Genomic DNA, 20,514 nt, shown 5'->3' with positions numbered 1-20,514 from the left:
CAAATGTTCGATTTGGAGGCAAATTAGCAATTTCGAATAAAGAGCAAGGATTGGGAACAAAAAATAAGCTAAGGAGACAAAGGGCAGAGATGCCGTCTGTTTCCTTTTTTATTGCAGCATTTTTATGGTAACGCTTCCTTTCCTGGCTTTCAAAAGGCCTTTTAAGGCGCGTCAACAGGGGATTCAAAGCAGGTAAGCGAGTTTAATGGTTGTTAAGATGTTAACCTTTACGCACGCTTACATATACTAAGCAGGAATTTTTTGTTTTCAAAAAGTTGTCATATTGGTTCCATTCTCTGAAATTTTGGAGTAACATAAAAGGGTAGCCGTTTTGTTTACAACCTTACTAAAAGGGGAACAGATTCCTCGGGTCGCCGCACGTTAAGCGGGCGGATCGACAGAACGGCAAATTCCCTTGTGGAATTTATGAAAACGTTCTAAAAAGGACATTTTGCGGTACGGAGAAAGCTTGCTTTCGAAGGGCGGCGGAATGTCGAATCATGAAAGGGGACGGTTCGGCAGATGAAAGGTTACTACGCCAGAAAGATCCACTCGTTATTGGGACTGATTCCGCTTAGCTTTTTCATTCTCACTCACGCAATTACCAACTTTGCGGCGTATGAAGGTGGGCAGCAGGGGTTCCGAGATGCAGTGACCAGAATCAATGATCTACCGCTTGTTATTTTCCTTGAAATATTTGTGATTTGGCTTCCGCTGCTCTTTCACGGCGTGTATGGACTTTACATTGCGTACCAGGCGCAGCCGAATATCGGCCATTTCAACACGGAACGCAATTGGCGTTATGTGCTGCAGCGTGTGAGCGGCATTATTGCGTTTGTGTTCATTGTCTGGCACGTGTACACGACTCGTTTCCAGATTCTTTTCGGAAATGCCACGCACGATGATCTCGGTGGTATGATGCATCAGATGGTTACGCAACCTGCTTATTTTATTTTCTTTACAATAGGGGTAATTGCAACGACGTTCCACTTCGCCAATGGCTTGTGGGCATTCTTGGTCAGCTGGGGTATTACAATTGGCCCACGCGCACAGCGCATTTCTTCTTACATTTGCATGGGTGTGTTCGTGGTTGTTACAGCCCTGTTTATGCTGTCGCTGTTCGCTTTCCGCAATGAGGAATTCGCAAACACGGCACAAGTATTCACTACGTTGAAAACATTGATCGGTTAAGGGGGACCTAATCAGACATGGCAAAATCCGGACTTATTATTGTCGGCGGAGGATTGGCGGGCCTGATGGCGACCGTCAAAGCGGCCGAAGCCGGCGTTCCTGTACAGTTGTTCTCCCTGGTTCCCGTCAAACGCTCGCACTCGGTGTGCGCGCAAGGCGGCATCAACGGAGCGGTTAATACGAAGGGCGAAGGAGACTCGCCTTGGATTCATTTTGACGATACCGTATACGGCGGAGATTTCCTCGCCAACCAGCCTCCTGTCAAAGCAATGTGCGATGCGGCTCCCGGCATTATCCACCTGATGGACCGCATGGGCGTTATGTTCAACCGTACACCGGAAGGACTGCTCGATTTCCGCCGCTTCGGCGGAACAAAGTTTCACCGTACGGCGTTTGCCGGCGCTACAACAGGTCAGCAGCTGCTGTATGCACTTGACGAGCAGGTTCGCCGCTACGAGGCGGCAGGACTCGTTACCAAGTACGAGAACTGGGAATTCCTTGGAGCGGTGCTGGACGATGAAGGCGTATGCCGCGGTGTAACGTCGCAGGATCTGCGTACGATGGAAATCAAGACTTTCGCTTCCGATGCGGTTATTCTCGCTACGGGAGGACCCGGTATTATTTTCGGCAAGACGACCAACTCCGTTATCAATACGGGAACGGCGGTCAGCGCCGTATATCAGCAGGGCGTTCACTATGCGAACGGCGAATTCATTCAGATTCACCCGACGGCTATTCCTGGCGACGACAAGCTGCGTCTGATGTCCGAATCAGCTCGCGGCGAAGGCGGCCGAATCTGGACGTACAAGGACGGCAAGCCATGGTATTTCCTCGAAGAGAAGTACCCGTCTTACGGCAACCTGGTGCCGCGCGATATCGCTACTCGCGAAATCTTCAATGTCTGCGTAGACCAAAAGCTGGGTATCAACGGCGAGAACATGGTCTATTTGGATCTGTCACATAAAGATCCCAAAGAGCTCGACGTTAAACTGGGCGGCATTATCGAAATCTATGAAAAATTCATGGGCGACGATCCGCGCAAAATTCCGATGAAAATCTTCCCGGCCGTTCACTATTCCATGGGCGGTATGTGGGTCGACTATAACCAGATGACCAATATTCCTGGTCTGTTCGGCGCAGGCGAATGCGAATATCAATATCACGGTGCGAACCGTCTTGGAGCGAACTCGCTCGTTTCCGCGATCTACGGCGGTATGATGGCCGGCCCGAAAGCGGTCGAGTACATCAAGGGTCTCAAGAAGTCGGCAGCCGATCTGTCCAGCACACTGTTTGACAACGATCGTGCCAAGCACGAAGCGAAATACAAAGAACTGCTGGGTATGGATTCGGGAACGGAGAATTCTTATGTCCTGCATCGCGAGCTGGGCGAGTGGATGACCGACAATATGACGGTCGTGCGCTACAATAACAAGCTCGAACAGACGATAAATAAGATTAAGGAGCTGAAACAGCGCTATCATAAAATCAATATGATGGATACAGCGCAGTGGAACAACTCCAGCGTCGCGTTTACCCGTCAGCTCTGGAACATGCTGGAACTCGCCGAAGCGATGACCAAGGGCGCTCTTCTGCGCAACGAGAGCCGCGGCGCGCATTACAAGCCGGAATTCCCAACACGGAACGACGAAGAGTTCCTGAAGACGACCAAGGCAGCTTGGACGCCGGAAGGCCCAAGCATTTCCTACGAGGAAGTCGACGTATCTCTGATCCCTCCTCGTATCCGCGATTACTCGAAAGATTGATCATGTTTCAAAGAAACATGTGGCCGGATTAAGTTTTCACGAAAACTTATAGGTCGATCGCGTTTCGAATCATCCGCAGCATTGCTTTATAAAAGCGACCGCGTCATATCTGTATGACGCGGAGCCGCTTTTCAACCGATAAAAAGCTTGAGTAAAAAGTTCGGATGTTAAAGCGAATAAAAAAGAAAGAGAAGATCAGTGTAGAAGCGTCAGCGCTCGCCTTTGTCTCCGGGAATATTCCATTTATAAATACAATTCAAATTCCTGGAGACAACGAGCGATCGAAACGATCTTCTCTTTCCTTAACTTTTTCGTCTTTTAAACAAGCCAAACTTTCCCAATCAAGCGGTCGTCCAAAAACATGAATGGGGGAAAAAAGACCATGGCGGAAACAACAAACGTGCCACAAACAACTCAGACAACAGCCAGAAGAGTCAAATTTGTTATCACCCGTCAGGACACACCGGAAAGCAAGCCTTACATCGAAGAGTTCGACCTTCCTTACCGTCCTGGTATGAACGTGATCAGCGCCCTGATGGAAATCCAGCGGAATCCGGTTAATTCGGGCGGCGGCACTACGGCGCCGGTCTGCTGGGAATCGAACTGCCTGGAAGAAGTCTGCGGCGCTTGTTCGATGGTAATTAACGGCAAGCCGCGTCAAGCCTGCTCGGCACTTGTCGATCAGCTTGAGCAGCCGATCCGTGTCGCACCTATGGCGACGTTCCCAGTTGTACGTGATCTGGTTATCGACCGCAATCGCATGTTCAACGCTCTGAAGAAAGTTAAAGCCTGGATTCCGATCGACGGCACCTACGACCTTGGTCCAGGTCCTCGCATGGCGGAGAAGAAGCGCCAGTGGGCTTATGAGCTGTCCAAGTGCATGACATGCGGCGTCTGCCTGGAAGCCTGCCCGAACGTTAATGACAAGACTGACTTTATCGGTCCTGCCGCGTTATCGCAGGTGCGTCTGTTCAATGCCCATCCGACGGGCGAAATGAATGCTGCCGACCGTCTCGATACGTTGATGGAAGGCACGGACGGCATTGAAGGCTGCGGCAATTCGCAGAACTGCGTACGTGCTTGCCCGAAAGGCATTCCATTGACAACGTCTATTGCCGAACTGAACAAGCAGACGACGAAGCGTATGTTCACACGCTGGTTCGCCCAATAAACGACCGGCGGAATCTTTAACCGGAAAACAAATCCGAGGAGCCTGCGCCGGGCTCCTCGGATTTTTTGCGTTCGACAGAAACAAAGCAGCAAAATTCGAATTCTTGGCGTATCGATTCATGTTACACTGTAAAGACTTCTGCAATCATGGGGTCTGATCGAAAGCGACGGACGAAGCGACGTCGAAAGCTATATTGAAGGAGAATGAACGGCGCATGAATTCGATGATTACGGAAAGACCTTATACGAGACGATCGATTGCGGAGGAAGCGCGAGCGCTTGGTGTTAAGCCGGGTTCTGTCCTGTTGGTACATTCGTCGCTAAAAGCAATCGGAGGCTGGATTGCAGGTGGAGCCGAAGCGGTTATCCTTGGTCTTGAGGATGCGCTTGGGGAAGACGGCACACTCGTTATGCCGACCCAATCGGCCGATCTCACCGACCCGGCGATCTGGATGAGTCCTCCGCTTGATCCGCGCTGGTGGGATCTGGTACGCGACGAGATGCCGCTCTACGATCCTCATCTTACTGTTACACGCGGAATGGGCGCTATTCCCGAAACATTCCGTAAACAGAGCGGTACACGGCGCAGCGGCCATCCGCACTTGTCCTTTGCGGCCAGAGGACCGCAGGCCGCCTATATTACTGACAATCATCCGCTGGACTATGGGCTTGGCGAAGCTTCTCCGCTTGCCCGTCTATATGAGCTGAATGCCTGGGTATTGATGCTGGGAACCGGTTACGATACGAATACTTCGTTTCACCTTGGAGAGTACCGGGCAGCTTATCGTGGAAAGAAAGAATTGCGGCCAAGAGCCAAAGTGATGGGGACAAAGGGACCTGAATGGGTATCGTTCAGCGATATCAATTTCGATTCGGATGATTTCGAACGAATGGGAGCCGATTTCGATACGGAGCGAGCGTCTGTGATCCGGTCGGGCCGGATTGGCCGTGCCGAGTGTCGGCTGGTTCCGCAGCGCGCTATGGTCGATTACGCAGTGCGCTGGTTAGAATTGTATCGTTGAACGAAGAATGAGGGGAGAACTAAGCATGGCGGATAAAGAACGAATTGCCGGCAGTCTGCCGAACTGGCTGCCAATTGTAACAAAGCGGCTTGAACTGCGCATATTGACCAATGAAGATATTCGCAATTGGAGCCGCAGTGCAGCCGATTCCGAAGTAACCCGTTATCTCGCTTCGGCAGGGCGGACCTTCGGTGTCGACAATCCCGACCGCGTTTACCGACAGATTGAAGAAGCGTACCGCAGCTTGAGTGCGCTGCATTTGGGTGTGTTTTTGCACGGAGGAGAAGAGATTGTCGGGCTGTGTTCGTTCCAGCGCTGGGACGCCAGAGGAGGCAAAGCGGAGCTGGGATTTGCGCTGTCGCAGGAGTTTTGGGGACAGGGATATGCTACGGAAGCGGCAGCTGCACTGGCAGAGTTCGGCTTTGGACACTTGGAGTTGGAGCGTATTCAAGCGCGCTGTTTCGTCAAAAACGGAGCCTCGCTGCGCGTATTGGAGAAGATTGGAATGGAACGACAGCACCGACCTGAATTCGGCTTCGGGGTGAAGCGTCGGGACGACGAATTGGGCGTAGTCGTATATATGCTGACACGGGAAAAGTGGAATCAACAGACTTAAAAGGGAATAAGGCACATCCGAAGGCGGTTTTTTTGCAAAAAAATGGTTTTGTTACACAATTGAAATATAAGCGACACCGTTCTCTAACATGCATAGGGTATAAATAAGACATGACCCCCTTTTGAAATAGCAGTGATTGGACCCGGACTTTTGTCCGGGTCATTTTTTTGTTTTTTTTAAATGATCAAAAGGAAAAAGCTCCAGAAAAGACTTCCGGAGCCTGAAGATTTTCATATTATTCTTTGACCGAGCCGAGCGTAATACCATGGATAAAATACCGCTGAAGAAACGGATAAACAACCATGATCGGCAGCATTGCGATAAAAATCTTGGCAGCGTCGAGCGTCCGGTTGGACAGTTCCGACAGCCGGCGGTATTGATCTTCGCTCATGGTAGCCGGATCTACAGAGACGACAAGCTGCTGAATATACGTTTGCAGAGGATAGTACTGCTCGCGTGTCATAAAAATCAGCCCGTACAAAAATTCGTTCCAGTGATAGACGATGCTGAACAGTGTCACGGTCGCCAGCACAGGAACAGCGAGCGGTAGATAAATGTTGAACAGCGAGTACCAAGGACCGGCTCCGTCGACCAATGCGGCTTCGTCCAATTCTTTAGGCAAATTCCTGAAGAAGTTGACGGTCAGAATCACGTTAAATACCAAAGTCTGAGCGCCGCCTACCAGCACTAGCGCCCAAATGCTGTTCAGTAAGCCAAGTCCTTTGACGGTCAGATAGAGCGGGATCAAGCCTCCGTTGAACAGCATGCAGAAGATCAGAATCCACATCAGTACGCCGCGAGCTTTGAACTGCTGTGAGCTGCGTGACAGCGGATAAGCCATCAGCAGCACAACTATGAAGTTGAGAGCGGCCCCCAGCATAACGCGTTGAATAGAAATCCAGAATGAACCGAAAAATTGGGTGTCTTTTAAAATCTGCATATAAGCATTGAAATTGAATCCGACCGGCCACAGCCATACCTGCCCTGCTGCCGCTGCAGAATTGGAGCTGAGCGACAGGGAGAAGGTATACCAGATGGGCAGAATGCAGGTCAGCGTGATTACGATCAGTATGACCAAGATTACGGTATCCGTAAGGCGCGAGCCCCATGTTCTGTCCCGAATCATAAACGCACCTCCTGCTTAGAATATCCGATAGTTGATCAACCGATAAGCCAAATAATAGGATATGCTGATTAGAATGAAGCCGATCAATGATTTGAGCACTCCCACTGCTGTTGCCAATTCATACTGCAAATTCAAAAGGCCTGTCCGGTATACCCAAGTATCGATAATATCGCCGGTCGAGTAGACAAGCGGATTGTATAGATTAAAAATCTGGTCGAATCCGGCGTTAAGTACATTGCCTAAGCTCAGTACGGTCAGCAGGACAGCGGTAGTACGTATGCCCGGAAGCGTGATATGCCATAGACTTCGCCAGCGGCTGGCTCCATCCATGCCGGACGCTTCGTACAATGCCGGATTGATCCCCGTAAGCGCAGCCAGGTAAATGATTGTATTGAAGCCGAACTCTTTCCATACATCGCTGCCGACGACCAACCAAGGAAACAGCTCGGCCTTAGCGAAAAACAGCGTAGGGCTGAAGCCGAGCAGCGCACCGAGCTGGTTGACCGGACCGTTGTAAGAAAACAGGTCCAGCATGATTCCTCCCAAAATAACCCAAGAGAGAAAATGCGGCAGATAGACGATGGTTTGAATCCAGCGCTTCAGAACAATCTGTCGCAATTCGTTAAGCATCAGTGCAAAGATGAGCGGTATGATCAGATGGGCGATAATCTTGAGTACGGCGATGAGCAGTGTGTTAAAGAAAACTTGGCGGGTGTCTTTGAGAACGAACATGTAGCGGAAATGCTCCAGGCCCGCCCAATCGGAATGAAATACGCCTTTGCCCGGATTGAAATATTGGAAAGCGATAACGATGCCGAACATGGGAACGATACTGAATACGATCAGCCACAAATAGCCGGGCAGCAGCATCAAATAATAATGTTTGTCGAATCCTTTGATTCTCATCCGTTAAGACTCCTCTCTAAGCGGGAAACATCGTATGCAGAATGGCCGTTTATCCATCTCCCGGCGTGCCCGAGACGCGTTTGTTCCGTCTATCCGGAAAAACGCGGCCCGGTTCTGCGCGTACTTACTGTTGGAGCGCTTCTGCCACTTCGCGTGTGATTTGTTCGCCGCCCTGACGTTTCCAATCTTCGACAAATTGATCGAAGCTCTCTATAGGAGCTACGCCCATAACGATTTTGAGGAACATTTCGTCCTCCATTTTTTTGAGGTTGACCCAGCGGCTTTCCATCAGCGGTGTCTGTTCGTAAATCATGCTGTTTACCCGGTCCATTTCCGTCTCGACGAGCGGATTGCCGCCAACCATAATCGAGTAGGCTCGTGTCCATGCACCCCAGTCGGCATCCGGCGTCCAAGTATCGATGCTCCAGTCGTCATAAGGTTCCTGTTTGATCTTGGTGATGTTCTCCAAATCGGAAGAAAGCAATTTGTAAGAACGGTCGCCCGCGTAATCTTCCTTTGTTTTCGTTCCGGCCAGCACTTCTTTGATGGCTTTGTTCGTGAATTCGATCTCGTCCGACGGGGCAAAGACGACACGCAGTGGGTAAAATCCGGGTCCGCCTTTGCTCGGATCAAATGTATTTTCCATTTCGTTCTTGAAGAGATTGTTTAACATCTTCATCGGAATTTCCGGATGCTCGTAATCTTTGCGTACCACAACAAATTCGGTTGAAGGTGTCGCTGTATGCGGACGAAAAGCTTCGTCGGCGTCCAGCGGCAGCGCGTAGGCCTGCCAGTTCGCTTTGGGGTTGTTCTTGACGGCGTTGGTCAGCGGACCGTAGCCCATCCACCATGGAGCGAAGAACATGCCCGATTTGCCATTGATGATCGGTTCATCGGACGCTTCCCGTACGGCCATTTCCGGATCGATCAATCCCTTCGCGTATAAGTCACGAAGGCCCGAGAGGGCTTCTTTGGTTTCCGGCAGAGTCGATCCGTAGACCGGATTACCGTTTCCGTCGTCCAGCCAGTAGCCGGGATAAGCGCCGTAAGCTGAGAAGATTGCATCAAAGCCAAACAGGTTGTTTTTGGACTCCAAGAAGTTGGCGTACATTTTGCCGTCTCCACTTTGCGGTCCGGAAATGCCGATTGTATCGGAAATTCCATTTCCATCGGGATCCTGTTCGACAAAGGCACGGGCTACATTCTCCAGTTCCTCCATTGTCCGCGGAGGCTCAAGCCCTAATTTGTCCAGCCAGTCCTGGCGAATCCACATGATATGAATGCCGTCCGCGTCGGCCTGAACACCTGGAATGGCATACATTTTGCCGTCGAACGTGACCGATTTCAGTGCGGCACCGTCGGTCTTTTCAATAATATCTTTGATTTCCGGCGAAGCGTAGCGCTCGTAGACTTGTGTTAAATCGGCAAGCTGTCCGGCCGCAACCATCTGCCGAAGCTCTACAGCGTTGACGACAAGGGCATCGGGCAGATCATTGCTGGCAATCGCCAGGCTGATCTTCTGTCTCATATTGGCGGCGGAAGCGGTGAAGGCATGCTCAACCTTGATATTCAGCGCCTCCTCGATCTGGCGGGTGTACTGATTGTCCAGCGGCGTATCTCCCGAAGGCAGATCTTTGTCCGTTGGATCCACTTGCATGCCGATGTTGATAGTCATCGGCTCCTCGTAACGTCCGTACGGGTCGGCCGGCTCCGTATTCTGCGTCTGAGTCTCTTTGGCAGTCGATTCCGCAGTTGGCTCCGAACCGCTGCAGGCGCTGAGCACCAGCACTGCCGAAATGGAAAAAATCCAGGCTGCTTTGAATGTGTGCTTCATGACATTCCCCTCTTTCTGTGGAAGATGGATGAGACAGCTATAATTTAACACAAAGAAACCGCTTTCAAGGATAGAAAGCGGTCTCTAAAGCGGTGGGGCAAATGTACGAATTTTGCGGCGCAAATCATAGATTCGGACAAATGTCCCCCCAATCAGCGGACATTCGTCTCCTCCTGCAGATACCGATGACGATATTCGCTCGGAAGCATACCTGTCTGCTCACGGAAAATACGGCTGAAATATTTCTCGTCGGCATAACCGGTACGCTCGGCGACCCACTGTACGGTTTTGCGAGTTTCTGCTAACAGCGTGCAGGCGCGTGCAATGCGCTGCTGCCGAACATATTCGTTAAAGGTGACGCCCAGCATATCGCGAAAGCATTGGCTGAAATAGCTGCGGCTCATATTAACTTCCCGCGCGATTTGTCCCGCCTGCAGAGGTTCGGACAAGCGTTCGCGAACTAGAGCGGCGGCGAGCATTATGCTGGAGCGTACTTCGTGCGAGTAAAGCTGCAGGCCGAGTACGGTTCGCAGCAGCTCGCGCATGCTGCGGATCTCTTGTTCCGCCTCGAACCACGATTGGGCCTGTTCTGGCGTTTCCAGACGGCTGCCGGATGCCGCTTCATAAATCGCATTCCAGACGTAGGTCAGACCCAGAAGTTCGCCGTGCAGACGTTGGGGCGGTAGGCGAAGGGATGCTAGATCGACCAACAAGCTTTCGAACTCATGGGATTCGTGCAGCCAGTCTGATTTGGCGCCGCGCTTTCGTAAATCGGCAAGAGCGCGCTGAATATTCTCGCTTGCCGATTCTCTGGCCAACGGATCCGGTTTGGACAAGTCAAAAGTATACAGGCGAATATCCGGCCGCTGTACATAAAACCATTCGCCGGACAAGTATTCTTCAAGACGTGCCGAGATGTCGGATACGCTTCGCCCGCGGAGACCGCTCAGTCTGATCAAGCCGCCGCATCGGGTTCGATGCGACAGATCGCTCAACGTCTCCTCCAGCAGTCCATTATTTGGCTCCTGACTGTCCATCCAAACATGCAGATCGGGTGTTACGGTGAGATCGGGTCGCCGCAGAGCCGCCGGCAGCTGTTCGGCCGCCGTATGGATTTCCGTCTTTATCGAACCAATTAAGGCGTATCCGCCGTCGGCATCGGCCAAAGTCGGAACATGGCCTGGCGAGGATTCCCTGCGCCGCTCACTATCGATGCGCGAGCAGATCCGTTCCAGCACTTCCTCAAAACGCTCCTCTTCGAGCTGGACTTTGGCAATGTAGTCGATAGCTCCGAGACGCAGGGCCTCCTGAATATAGGAAAAATCCTGATGCAGCGTCAGCACAACGATAAAGATTCGGGGATACCGAATGCGTACGGTCCTCATCAATTCCAGTCCGGACATTACGGGCATGGCGAGGTCGGTAAGCATGAGGTCTACTTCATGGGTTTCCAGAAATTCCAGCGCTTTCTCTCCGTTTCGGGCTTCACCGGCTACCTGAAGTCCGAATTCCGACCAAGGCATGGCTGAAATAAGGCCGCGGCGCACAAGCTTGTCATCATCCACGATCAGCACGTTCAACATCCGTCGATCCCTCCTCATAGGGCAGTAAAAGCCGTACCGTTGTTCCTTTGCCCGGTATGCTTTCCAGATGAAGTGTAGCCTTTCCTTCATAATACGATTCAATCATACGTTTAACATAATTCATACCGATTCCCATCCCGACTTTTTCGTGAACGGCATTCTGTTCGCGAAGCAGCCGCTCAATTTCTGCTTCAGAAATCCCGCCGCCATTATCGTGGATCGCCAATTCAATGAAACCGTTTTCCTTTTTGACATCCACTTGAATGTGCCCTTCATCGTCGAGCCCATGGTACAGAGCGTTTTCGACAAGCGGCTGAAGAATAAACCGCGGTACCGGTACGTCGAGTATCTTGTCCTCGACACGCATCCGGACATCGAAATCGAAGTCGTAACGAATCTGCTGCAAAATCAGATACTGACGCAGCGAATCCACTTCTTCTCGAATGGTCGACACTTGGCCGAGTTTGCCCAAGTTATAGTAGAGCAGCCGATTCAGTGATACCAGCAGTTTGTCGATCTCCTTTTGTCCGTGAATGACCGCCAGCCAGTGTGCCGTATCCAGCGTGTTCATGAGAAAATGAGGATTGATCTGATACAGCAGCTTTTCTACCTCAAGGTCCGCGCGGCGTTTTTCTTTCTGCTCCACTTCATGAATAAGCGCGGCAATCTGTCTCTTCATATTGTGAAACTGCTGCTGCAGATCTTGAAATTCCGGAATTCCGTTTGGCGTCGAAGGGGTATCAAAGCGGCTGTGAACCACATCGTTCATTTCGCGGTTGAACTGGTTGAGCGGCTTGTAAACCATTTTCCAGAGCAGTCCGGCTGTTGTCAGTCCTACCGCCAGAAACAGCAGCAGGAGCATTGTCATAATCTGCAGCCAACGGCGCTTTTCCGATTCATAATCATCTTTTGGAATCAATGAAACGATGCTCCATCCCTGGTTGCTCGTGCCTATAAACCAATAATAGTTGCTTTCGAGTCCCGAAGTCGGAGCTGCTGCGGCGTCTTTGTAAGAGAGACCGGCTGTCGGACGAAAGAAGCTGTTCTTAGCAAATTGTTCCGGCTGCTCGCTGTAGGCGATGCGTTGATCGTTGTCCAAGATCAAATGGGAAGACGTTTTAACAATATTATCGCTGTCCAGAATGTTTTGCGTCAATTTGAAACCGGATTCAATATAAACGTAGACAGAGCCTCGCCCCGGCAAATTGACTTCTCGCAGTGCGGATAGTACGTATTGATCGTTGAAGCGATCGTTGCTGACATGCGGACCGTAATAAGAAATGCCGTAGTATGCTGCGAGAAGCGGCAGCTTGTCGGGATCAAAATGTTCTCGTGGTCCGGCATTGGCAAATAACATTCTGTCTTCGTCCTCAAAATAATAGGTTACAAAACCCGTCGATGGATTTGTAAAAGTGATAAGGTTGAGCTCACTCTGGATTTCTTCAATCAAGGCGGCCCGGTCATAAGGAAGTTCGGCTGCCAAATACTGTTCCAACAGTCTGCCGACGCTGCCCGGATAGGCGAGTTGTTGAGAAACATGATTCAAGTTGCTGATCGTATTTTCCAAAGACAATTGCATCTGATGGAGATTGCTCTGCACCCCAGAATTTAAATTCTCATTGAGAATAAGAGAGATCGTACGATTGGAGACCAGCGTCATAATGGCAAACGGAATGATAATTCCCGCTGCAAAAATAAGGATGATGCGCTTCTTGAGCGTAAGGCGTTCCGGCCGCAGCATATGCTTAAGGCGGAGCCGGTTTTTCATATCATCACCTTCCCTGCTCCTGAATCAATCAAATTGTACTCGATGCGGCAGGACCGCGCAATTTAAGAATTAAGACATTTTTCGAGTAGATTGAATCCGACTAAAAAAGACCGCATTTCACGCGAAAGCGAAAAAATGCGGTCTTTTAACCCTTTGATTATATTAAATATTGAATCGACCGGTGAAGATTTTCTTACAGCGGCACGGCTACCGGCTTGCGCTCCTTGACGTACACCCATTCCTTGAAGCCGATATCGCGCAGTTTGGCGGCAACTGCTTCGAAGTCTTCGCCGACCCGGGAAGGCTTATGGGCATCGGAGCCGAAGGAGATTGAGACGCCGTAGTGCAGGGCGCGTTCCAGAATCGCATCCGACGGATACCAGCCGCCGCACAATTTGGTGCCGCCCGATGTATTGACCTCGATGGCAAGACCCAATTCCCCGATCGTTTTCAGAGCTGATTCAACAGCTTCATTCGCGGGAATATCAACAAAATTCGGATAATAGCCCTTCATGGCATCAAGATGCCCAAGAATTTGGAACATACCGCTGCGGGCAGAAGCTTCAATCAGGCGATAATATTCCTTTTTTGCCTCAATCATCAGATCGGTAGACAAACCTTCCCAGCGCTTGCGGTCGAAGATGCTTTTGCCGCTGCTGATATGAACCGAACCGATGACGTAATCGAACGGATAACGTTCAATAGCTTCGCGGTACACGCGTTCATGATCGATAAAATAGTCGGATTCGATGCCGAGCAGCACGTCGATTCGGCTCTCGTATTCCTTTTTCAGCTTCAGAACCTCTTCTACGTAAGCGCCAAGCTCCAGCCTGGACATGGCGATTGTCGGAGCCGGATAGTCAAGCGGGCTGAACAAATGCGGCATATGATCGGATATACCGATAACGGACAGATCTTCGCGGATTGCGGCTTCGATATAATCGCGAATGTCGCCGTCCGCATGGCCGCAGCGATAATGGTGGGTATGCAGATCAAACTTCATGGTCCGATTCTCCTTTTTGTCGTAATTAGAGCAGCGCTCTATCGTTTGAATAATCTTAGCGGACGATATTAGGGGGAGTTACTCAGATCCGATAAACTGCGTTTCCGGCATGCCTTTGAGGTCGGCCAGAAATTGGCGCATTGCCGAATTCAAATACTTGCCGGAGCGATAGATAACGCCGACCGGATGGGTGGCTTCAAATTCGGTTATGGGCAGTACGAGCAGCGAGCCTTGGCGCCGTTCTCTGGAGATCGAGAGTTTCGATATGACCGCTACGCCAAGATTGAGTTCGACCATTCGCTTAACTTCTTCGCTGCTCGACAGCTCCATTGCGATGCGCGGGACAATACCATGCTCCTTGAATACCTGCTCGGCAAAGCGGCGTCCGACCGTATCGGGAGACAGCATGATCATCGGAACATCCTTCAGATCTTCCAAACGAATCTTGCTCTTGCGCGCCAACTCGTTCTGTGGAGATACAACCAGTTCAAAAGTGTCGTAATAAAGAATGGATGTTTCCAGATCGGGGTTGCGTTCAATCAGATAACCAATGCCGATATCGACAGCTCCATTTTCGACCAGACTGTAGATTTGTGAAGAAGGCATAGACTGGATACTGGTCTGGATCAGCGGAAACTGATTCTGAAAGTAAGACAGCACGCGCGGTAAAATTTGAATGGCAATCGAAGTCGTCGTACCCAGCATAATATGACCCTGAGGCGTTTCTTCCAGATCGGTAATCTTCTGTTTCAGTTCCTCGACAATAGAGAGAATTCGTTCGGCATGTTCGAGAAACACAAGACCTCTGTCGGTTAAAGTAACCGGTTGGCTTCGATCGACCAGAACGGCTTTGAATTCGTCTTCAAGGCTTTTGATCTGTGCGGAAACGGCGGGTTGTGTAAGATTGAGCAGTTCCCCGGCTTTGCGGAAGCTCATCGTTTTCGAGATCGTGACGAGCGTCTCCAGCTGACTCATATTCATGAAACTTCTCCTCCCACCGCGTATTGATTCCTTAAATTATAGGGGAAAAACAAAAGTAAAAGCAATGAAGAAGGAGAAGGACATTTTCGCCAAAACAGTTTTACACAGAAAAAAACTCCCAATTGACAGTGAAAACAAGAAATGCATGACAAAAGTCACGTTTTTTCCGGAAATAGGATTCTGCTTGTAAAAAAACAGGTCTTTATGGGCGATAATAGAAGGAGCTGATTTTTCACAAAATTCGACGTTGGCCGGCCAAGAGACGCGGAATCTCTTTTTTGAGTATGCGTTTTATTTGTCTTATGCCTGGTGCTACCGGGTACTGACAGTGATGGATTAAGGACTCACAGGTTTTGTATAGAAAAAATTGCTAAATTCAGGTGCTTTATTTTTGTTTCTCGAGTATAATTGGGGTAATCAATAGTAGGACTTAAGATAGAAGAGCGTATGACCTACTTATCCGACAGAAGTGATCCTAAAAACCTAAGCGGCAGGGAGCGAATGTGTATTATGAAGGCGGAAGTAATTAACCCGTTTTTGGAATCGGCAAAGCTGGTACTTCAGCAGCTTATTCAGATTTCTCCTTCGACGGGAACGCTTGCAGTGAAAAGCGTGAAGCCGATTGATGACCATATCTGGATCCAAATCGGGATGACAGGACAGTTGAGCGGTAACATTATTTTTGGCTTGCATGAACAGGTCGCTATGCGGATCGTCTCGGCAATGATGGGTGGATTTACCATTACGGAGATGGACGATATGAGTCGGAGTGCCATTTCGGAACTGGGTAACATGATTAGCGGGAATGCCGGAATTTTGCTGTCGAATCAAGGTGTTATTGTAGATATTACGCCTCCGAACATTATGCATGGAGACGCGTTTACGGAAGCTATGCCGGAAAAGGCATTGACTATTCCGCTGTTGATGGATGGAATCGGCGAGCTGGATATTCAAGTATTGATCTCGTAAAATGAATAGGCGAACTCATATCGGAATCTAGAAGGAGCATTCGCCTCTATGCTAACTAACAAAATTGTATTCATTACAGGCGCTTCGAGCGGAATCGGAGCGCTTGCAGCACGTCTGGCGTCGGAACGCGGTGCAGTGCCCATTCTGGCTGCACGTTCGGAAGCAAAACTTCGCCGTGCTGCGGAAGCCGTACCCGGGCCGCACGGTATTTGCCCGCTTGATGTCGGAAGTGAAGAATCGGTCGAAGCGGCAGTACTTAAAGTTATTGAAGAGTATGGCCGAATCGACATTTTGATTAACAATGCCGGTTACGGGCGATTTGAGACCGCTGAAGAAATGGATCTGGCCGACTACGAAGGCATCATGAACGTCAATTACCTGGGCGTCGTACGCTGTACCAAGGCGGTATTGCCGCATATGCGGCGTAACGGAAGCGGACAGATTGTGACCGTTGCTTCGATGGCGGGCAAGTTCGCCACCGCCAAGTCGGCCGGTTATGCGGCTTCCAAGCACGCTGTATTAGGATTTATGAATTCGCTGCGCCAAGAGCTGCACGGAAGCGGAATAGCCGTTTCTTCAATTAATCCGGGACCGATTGACACTCCGTTTTTTGAAACGGCCGATCCGGGCGGCAGTTACATTCAGAACGTAAGCCGTTTTATTCTTCCGCCGGAAAAGGTTGCGCGCGAAATGGTGCGAATTATGGAAACGCGCAGGGATGAGATAGATCTGCCGCGTTATCTCGGTATCGTTATCCGCCTGTATGGGCTGATGCCGCGAACTGCGGATAAGCTGGCAAGAAGGTTTCTGAATTTAAAGTAATTCGGTACGACAGCCGGACAGATCGTCGCTGCTTATAGTTGAGGAGTCTGACTGCCGAAGATGAAGATGTACTGCTGCCAGCCCCGTAAAAATCTTTTCCTATACAGGAATGGGTTTTCGCGGGGCTTTTTTTGCGTTACAGTGATAAGAGACTCTTACAGATTCAAGAGATCAGATCAAATCAGATCCAAGCCAGATCCAAGCCAGATCAGATCAAATGATAAAGATAACGGTAAAAAGGCACCCAGCCAGGAATAAATGGGACGATTGAAGGCAACCGGTGCCAAAAACAAGGAGGAATGCGGATGAGATGGGTAGCTTCACAGCCGTATTACCAGGTTCAGCGGGAAGTGAGCGAAGGAGAGCAGCGGCGTCATATTTCGGACCGGACCATCGATCTGTATCATGACCGCATCACGACGTACAGCCGGGAATTTCCTCTAAAGCACGTATTCGATATGTCTTATCGGCGTATTGGCGGCGAAATCGGGATGCTGTATCTGCACACAAATCTTGGCGTCTTTTCCTACACGGTCAATACCGATCCCGGTCCGTTTATCGATCACTTCAAGTCCATGCCCGGGACGTGAATGCGACAAACGTCAAGAACGGACAGAAGAAAATAAAGACAATAAATAAAGGCAATAAATAAAGACAGTGAAATGGAAAAGACCGCATTTGCGATAAGTCGCGAAGATGCGGTTTTTTGTTGTGGAACGGTTTTTTCGATAAAAGCTTGCGTTGACGCAAAAAGATCGGTGTAGTAATATTCATATGTAAAAGTTTTAATAATAAACAGTGTAGGAACAGCGCAGGCCTTAGAAGAACAAACTGTCAGCATGGAGGGAACAGAACATGAAAAATGAAGCACCGATAGGGATTCAATCACTGCCTCCGGAAGGGAAAACCCTGAAGGAAGGCAGTTTTTTATCGCAGCCGAAGGCGGTTTGGGCCGTGATGTTCGCCTGCATTATTTCGTTTATGGGCATCGGCCTGGTGGATCCGATTCTGCCGGCGATCGCTGCGCAGCTGGATGCGACCCCGAGTCAGGTATCCCTGCTGTTTACGAGTTATAACTTTGTGACCGGTGTGGCTATGCTGATTACAGGGTTCATTTCCAGCCGGATCGGAATCAAGAAAACACTGCTCTGCGGAATTATGCTGACGGTCGTGTTTGCGGCGCTGGCAGGGTCGTCGAATACGATTGGAGGCATTGTCGGCTTCCGCGGCGGCTGGGGATTGGGCAATGCGCTGTTTATTGCAACGGCACTGTCGGCTATCGTCGGATTGTCGACTTCCGGTACGGCCAAAGCGATTATCCTCTATGAAGCGGCGCTTGGTCTCGGCATTGCGGTCGGTCCGCTGCTGGGCGGCGAGCTGGGCTCGATCTCGTGGAGAGGTCCATTCTTCGGCGTAAGCGTACTGATGGCTCTCGCTTTTGTGGCCGTTACTGTACTGCTGCCAAAGATTCCGAAGCCGAAAATGACCAGCAGACTGTCCGATCCGTTCAAGGCGCTGAGTTATCCGGCTCTTATGACCCTCGGCATTGTCGCTTTCCTGTACAACTTTGGCTTCTTCACGCTGATGGCTTATTCGCCTTACGTGATGAAGCTGGATGAGCATGGGCTTGGTTATGTTTTCTTCGGTTGGGGTCTGCTGCTCGCGATTACGTCGGTGTTTGTCGCGCCGCGCATCCAAAACCGGTTTGGCACGGTGCGTTCGATGGCCGTTATGCTGACGCTGTTCGCAGTCGACCTGCTGATGATGGCAATCGGCACGGTGATGGACAGCCCAGCGATCGTGATCGTCTGTGTGATCGCGGCAGGTGCGTTCCTCGGAATCAACAATACGCTGATCACGACAGCAGTTATGGAATCGGCTCCCGTTGAGCGCTCGACCGCTTCGGCGGCATACAGTTTCGTTCGCTTCATGGGCGGCGCGGTATCGCCATTCCTGGCCGGTAAGCTGGCGGATTGGTTCAATGCGGAAATGCCGTTCTACTTTGGGGCATTTATGGTCGTAATCGGGGTGTTCGTTCTGCTGCTGCGGAGCCGTCATCTGTCGCATATCGACGAAGCGATCAGTCATTGAGGAAATACGGGAAGAAAATAGTTCGGCAGCTCAAGCGTTCTTTCGTCCATGAAGGCGAGAGGCGCTTTTTTACGTGGTCCAAGTTTTGTTTTTGCATTTGGGATTTGGCCCGATTCCGCCTATAATAAGAAGAAGGACACGACAGAACATAAAGGTGGAACGACGAAATGACAAAAGAAATTGAACAATTTGCGCAGCTCGGCATTGGCGAAGCGCTGACGGCCGCGCTGCTTGAATACGGCATCAGTACACCGAGCCCGATCCAGGCGGAAGCAATCCCTTATATCTTGGAAGGTCGGGATGTACTTGCACAGTCCCAGACAGGCACAGGCAAGACACTTGCCTATTTGCTTCCGCTGCTGCAGCGGATCGATCCCGACAAGAAGGAGAGCCAGGTGTTGGTGATTGCGCCGACACAGGAGCTGGCGATGCAGATCGTACGCGAAGGGGAAAAATATGGCGCTTCGCTGGGAATCGGCACAATCGGACTCATTGGCGGCGCTTCGGCGGCGCGGCAGGTGGAGAAGCTGCGGCAGCGGCCGCATCTGGTTGTAGGCACACCGGGGCGACTGCGCGAGCTGCTGTCGACACGCAAGCTGAAGCTGCATGAAGTACGCACCATTGTACTGGATGAAGCCGATCAGATTTTTCAAATGGGCGGCGCGGACGATGTACGCTCGCTGCTCAAGGGCGCGCTGCGCGACCGGCAGCTGATCTTCCTGTCGGCGACGCTGGGTCCAGACGTACGTGCGCTGGCCGACCGCGAAATGAAAGATCCTGTGGACGTCGGCATCGAGCCGGAACAGAAGCTCGTAAAGCTGACGCAGCATCTGTACTTCGAATGTCAGCAGCGCGACCGGATCGATACGCTGCGCCGCATTGTGCGTCATTATAATCCAGAGCGCGCAATCGTGTTCGTCAATCAGGCGGATACGATTGCCGAAGTGGAAGCGAAGCTGAATCACCTCGGTCTGGAAGCACGGACCCTATATGGCGATTCGGACAAGGTGACGCGTGCAACCGTACTGTCGCAGTTCCGTGCGGGCAAGTTCAGACTGCTCGTTGCAACCGACGTCGCTGCACGCGGTTTGGACATTCCGGGACTGGAACTGGTTGTGCATCTCGATCCGGCTTCGGATTCGGAACATTACGTCCATCGGGCAGGCCGGACCGGCCGGATGGGCCGCAAAGGATTGTCGATCTCGATCGTGACCGATCGCCAGGCGTTTATCATGCGCAAATTCTCGCGCGAACTGGGTACGGAGATTGAAGAGCGCGCCATGTACGAAGGCGCGGTGCTTGACCCGGCGGAAGCCGAGGAACGCCGCTCGGGCGGTTCGCGCCGCACGCCGAAAGGGCCGTCTGCCGGCCGCGGTACCGGCACCAAGGCTCCGGCAAAGCCGGGTCGAAGCGCCGCTTCGGCTTCAGGCAGCGAAGCAGGCATCCAGGCAGGCGGAAATGCCGCCGGTCGCAGCGGAGCAGCGGGCGGAACTTCTTCAGACGCAGCGGCTTCGGCGCTTCGTCCGAAATCGGCAGCCAAGCCTGCCGGACGCGGTCCCAAAGGGAGCAAGAAGCAGCCGAACAAAGACAAGGGTGCGCCAAAATGGCTGAAGGAAAAGCGGACTCCGCAGGATCCTTCGTAATTTTGCGGATCGGCGAAGCTTGACCG

17 protein-coding genes are annotated in these 20,514 nt (G+C 51.1%); 10 read left to right on the top strand and 7 right to left on the bottom strand.

Annotated features, from left to right (window positions below; translation table 11 throughout):
* Window positions 1-522 precede the first annotated feature (522 nt).
* From F456_RS0109260 to F456_RS23570, 5 genes are all read left to right on the top strand, one after another.
* Complete coding sequence (locus tag F456_RS0109260) at window positions 523-1,191, top strand: succinate dehydrogenase cytochrome b558 subunit (RefSeq protein ID WP_018976741.1); 669 nt, start codon at window positions 523-525, stop codon at window positions 1,189-1,191.
* Window positions 1,192-1,208: 17 nt separating this feature from the next.
* The gene (gene sdhA, locus F456_RS0109255) at window positions 1,209-2,954 is read left to right on the top strand and encodes a succinate dehydrogenase flavoprotein subunit (RefSeq protein ID WP_018976740.1); all 1,746 of its coding nucleotides are present in this window, start codon (window positions 1,209-1,211) and stop codon (window positions 2,952-2,954) included.
* Window positions 2,955-3,336: 382 nt separating this feature from the next.
* Window positions 3,337-4,125 (top strand): succinate dehydrogenase iron-sulfur subunit, encoded by a 789-nt coding sequence (gene sdhB, locus F456_RS0109250; protein ID WP_018976739.1) that lies wholly within the window; start codon window positions 3,337-3,339, stop codon window positions 4,123-4,125.
* A gap of 223 nt (window positions 4,126-4,348) precedes the next feature.
* A complete protein-coding gene (locus tag F456_RS0109245; protein ID WP_026293764.1) occupies window positions 4,349-5,146 on the top strand; it encodes an AAC(3) family N-acetyltransferase in 798 nt (265 codons plus the stop codon).
* A gap of 25 nt (window positions 5,147-5,171) precedes the next feature.
* Entirely contained in the window at window positions 5,172-5,762 is a 591-nt protein-coding gene (locus F456_RS23570) for a GNAT family N-acetyltransferase (RefSeq protein ID WP_018976737.1), read from the top strand.
* A gap of 235 nt (window positions 5,763-5,997) precedes the next feature.
* Here the strand turns inward: F456_RS23570 and F456_RS0109235 are convergent, their stop codons facing one another.
* The 7 genes from F456_RS0109235 to F456_RS0109205 form a co-directional block, all read right to left on the bottom strand.
* Window positions 5,998-6,888 (bottom strand): carbohydrate ABC transporter permease, encoded by an 891-nt coding sequence (locus F456_RS0109235; RefSeq protein WP_018976736.1) that lies wholly within the window; start codon window positions 6,886-6,888, stop codon window positions 5,998-6,000.
* Window positions 6,889-6,903: 15 nt separating this feature from the next.
* On the bottom strand, window positions 6,904-7,794 hold the full coding sequence (locus tag F456_RS0109230; RefSeq protein WP_018976735.1) for an ABC transporter permease: 891 nt from the start codon (window positions 7,792-7,794) through the stop codon (window positions 6,904-6,906).
* Window positions 7,795-7,918: 124 nt separating this feature from the next.
* Complete coding sequence (locus tag F456_RS0109225; RefSeq protein WP_018976734.1) at window positions 7,919-9,628, bottom strand: extracellular solute-binding protein; 1,710 nt, start codon at window positions 9,626-9,628, stop codon at window positions 7,919-7,921.
* 152 nt (window positions 9,629-9,780) lie between these two features.
* Window positions 9,781-11,211 carry a helix-turn-helix domain-containing protein gene (locus F456_RS0109220; protein ID WP_018976733.1) on the bottom strand — a complete coding sequence of 477 codons (1,431 nt, stop codon included), beginning with the start codon at window positions 11,209-11,211 and terminating at the stop codon, window positions 9,781-9,783.
* Window positions 11,186-12,979 (bottom strand): sensor histidine kinase, encoded by a 1,794-nt coding sequence (locus tag F456_RS0109215; protein ID WP_018976732.1) that lies wholly within the window; start codon window positions 12,977-12,979, stop codon window positions 11,186-11,188. The genes F456_RS0109220 and F456_RS0109215 overlap by 26 nt, the downstream gene beginning before the upstream one ends.
* A gap of 193 nt (window positions 12,980-13,172) precedes the next feature.
* Entirely contained in the window at window positions 13,173-13,982 is an 810-nt protein-coding gene (locus tag F456_RS0109210; RefSeq protein ID WP_018976731.1) for a histidinol-phosphatase, read from the bottom strand.
* Between the two features lie 78 nt (window positions 13,983-14,060).
* Window positions 14,061-14,963: a LysR family transcriptional regulator gene (locus tag F456_RS0109205; RefSeq protein WP_018976730.1), complete on the bottom strand. Its 903-nt coding sequence runs from the start codon at window positions 14,961-14,963 to the stop codon at window positions 14,061-14,063.
* A 510-nt stretch (window positions 14,964-15,473) separates the two neighbouring features.
* On the opposite strand from F456_RS0109205, the gene F456_RS0109200 reads away from it, so the two are divergent.
* From F456_RS0109200 to F456_RS0109180, 5 genes are all read left to right on the top strand, one after another.
* Window positions 15,474-15,932, top strand: a complete 459-nt coding sequence (locus tag F456_RS0109200) for a chemotaxis protein CheX (RefSeq protein WP_018976729.1) — start codon at window positions 15,474-15,476, stop codon at window positions 15,930-15,932.
* 48 nt (window positions 15,933-15,980) lie between these two features.
* Window positions 15,981-16,754, top strand: a complete 774-nt coding sequence (locus F456_RS0109195; RefSeq protein WP_018976728.1) for an SDR family NAD(P)-dependent oxidoreductase — start codon at window positions 15,981-15,983, stop codon at window positions 16,752-16,754.
* A gap of 305 nt (window positions 16,755-17,059) precedes the next feature.
* Entirely contained in the window at window positions 17,060-17,344 is a 285-nt protein-coding gene (locus F456_RS0109190; protein WP_018976727.1) for a hypothetical protein, read from the top strand.
* 265 nt (window positions 17,345-17,609) lie between these two features.
* Window positions 17,610-18,845, top strand: coding sequence for an MFS transporter (locus F456_RS0109185; protein WP_018976726.1), 1,236 nt, complete (start codon window positions 17,610-17,612; stop codon window positions 18,843-18,845).
* 167 nt (window positions 18,846-19,012) lie between these two features.
* The gene (locus F456_RS0109180) at window positions 19,013-20,488 is read left to right on the top strand and encodes a DEAD/DEAH box helicase (RefSeq protein ID WP_018976725.1); all 1,476 of its coding nucleotides are present in this window, start codon (window positions 19,013-19,015) and stop codon (window positions 20,486-20,488) included.
* Window positions 20,489-20,514 lie beyond the last annotated feature (26 nt).

It is taken from the genome of Saccharibacillus kuerlensis DSM 22868, assembly GCF_000378145.1.
Taxonomy (GTDB): domain Bacteria; phylum Bacillota; class Bacilli; order Paenibacillales; family Paenibacillaceae; genus Saccharibacillus; species Saccharibacillus kuerlensis.
Note: the sequence above shows the minus strand (reverse complement) of the source record. Positions and strands in the feature narration are given on the sequence as shown.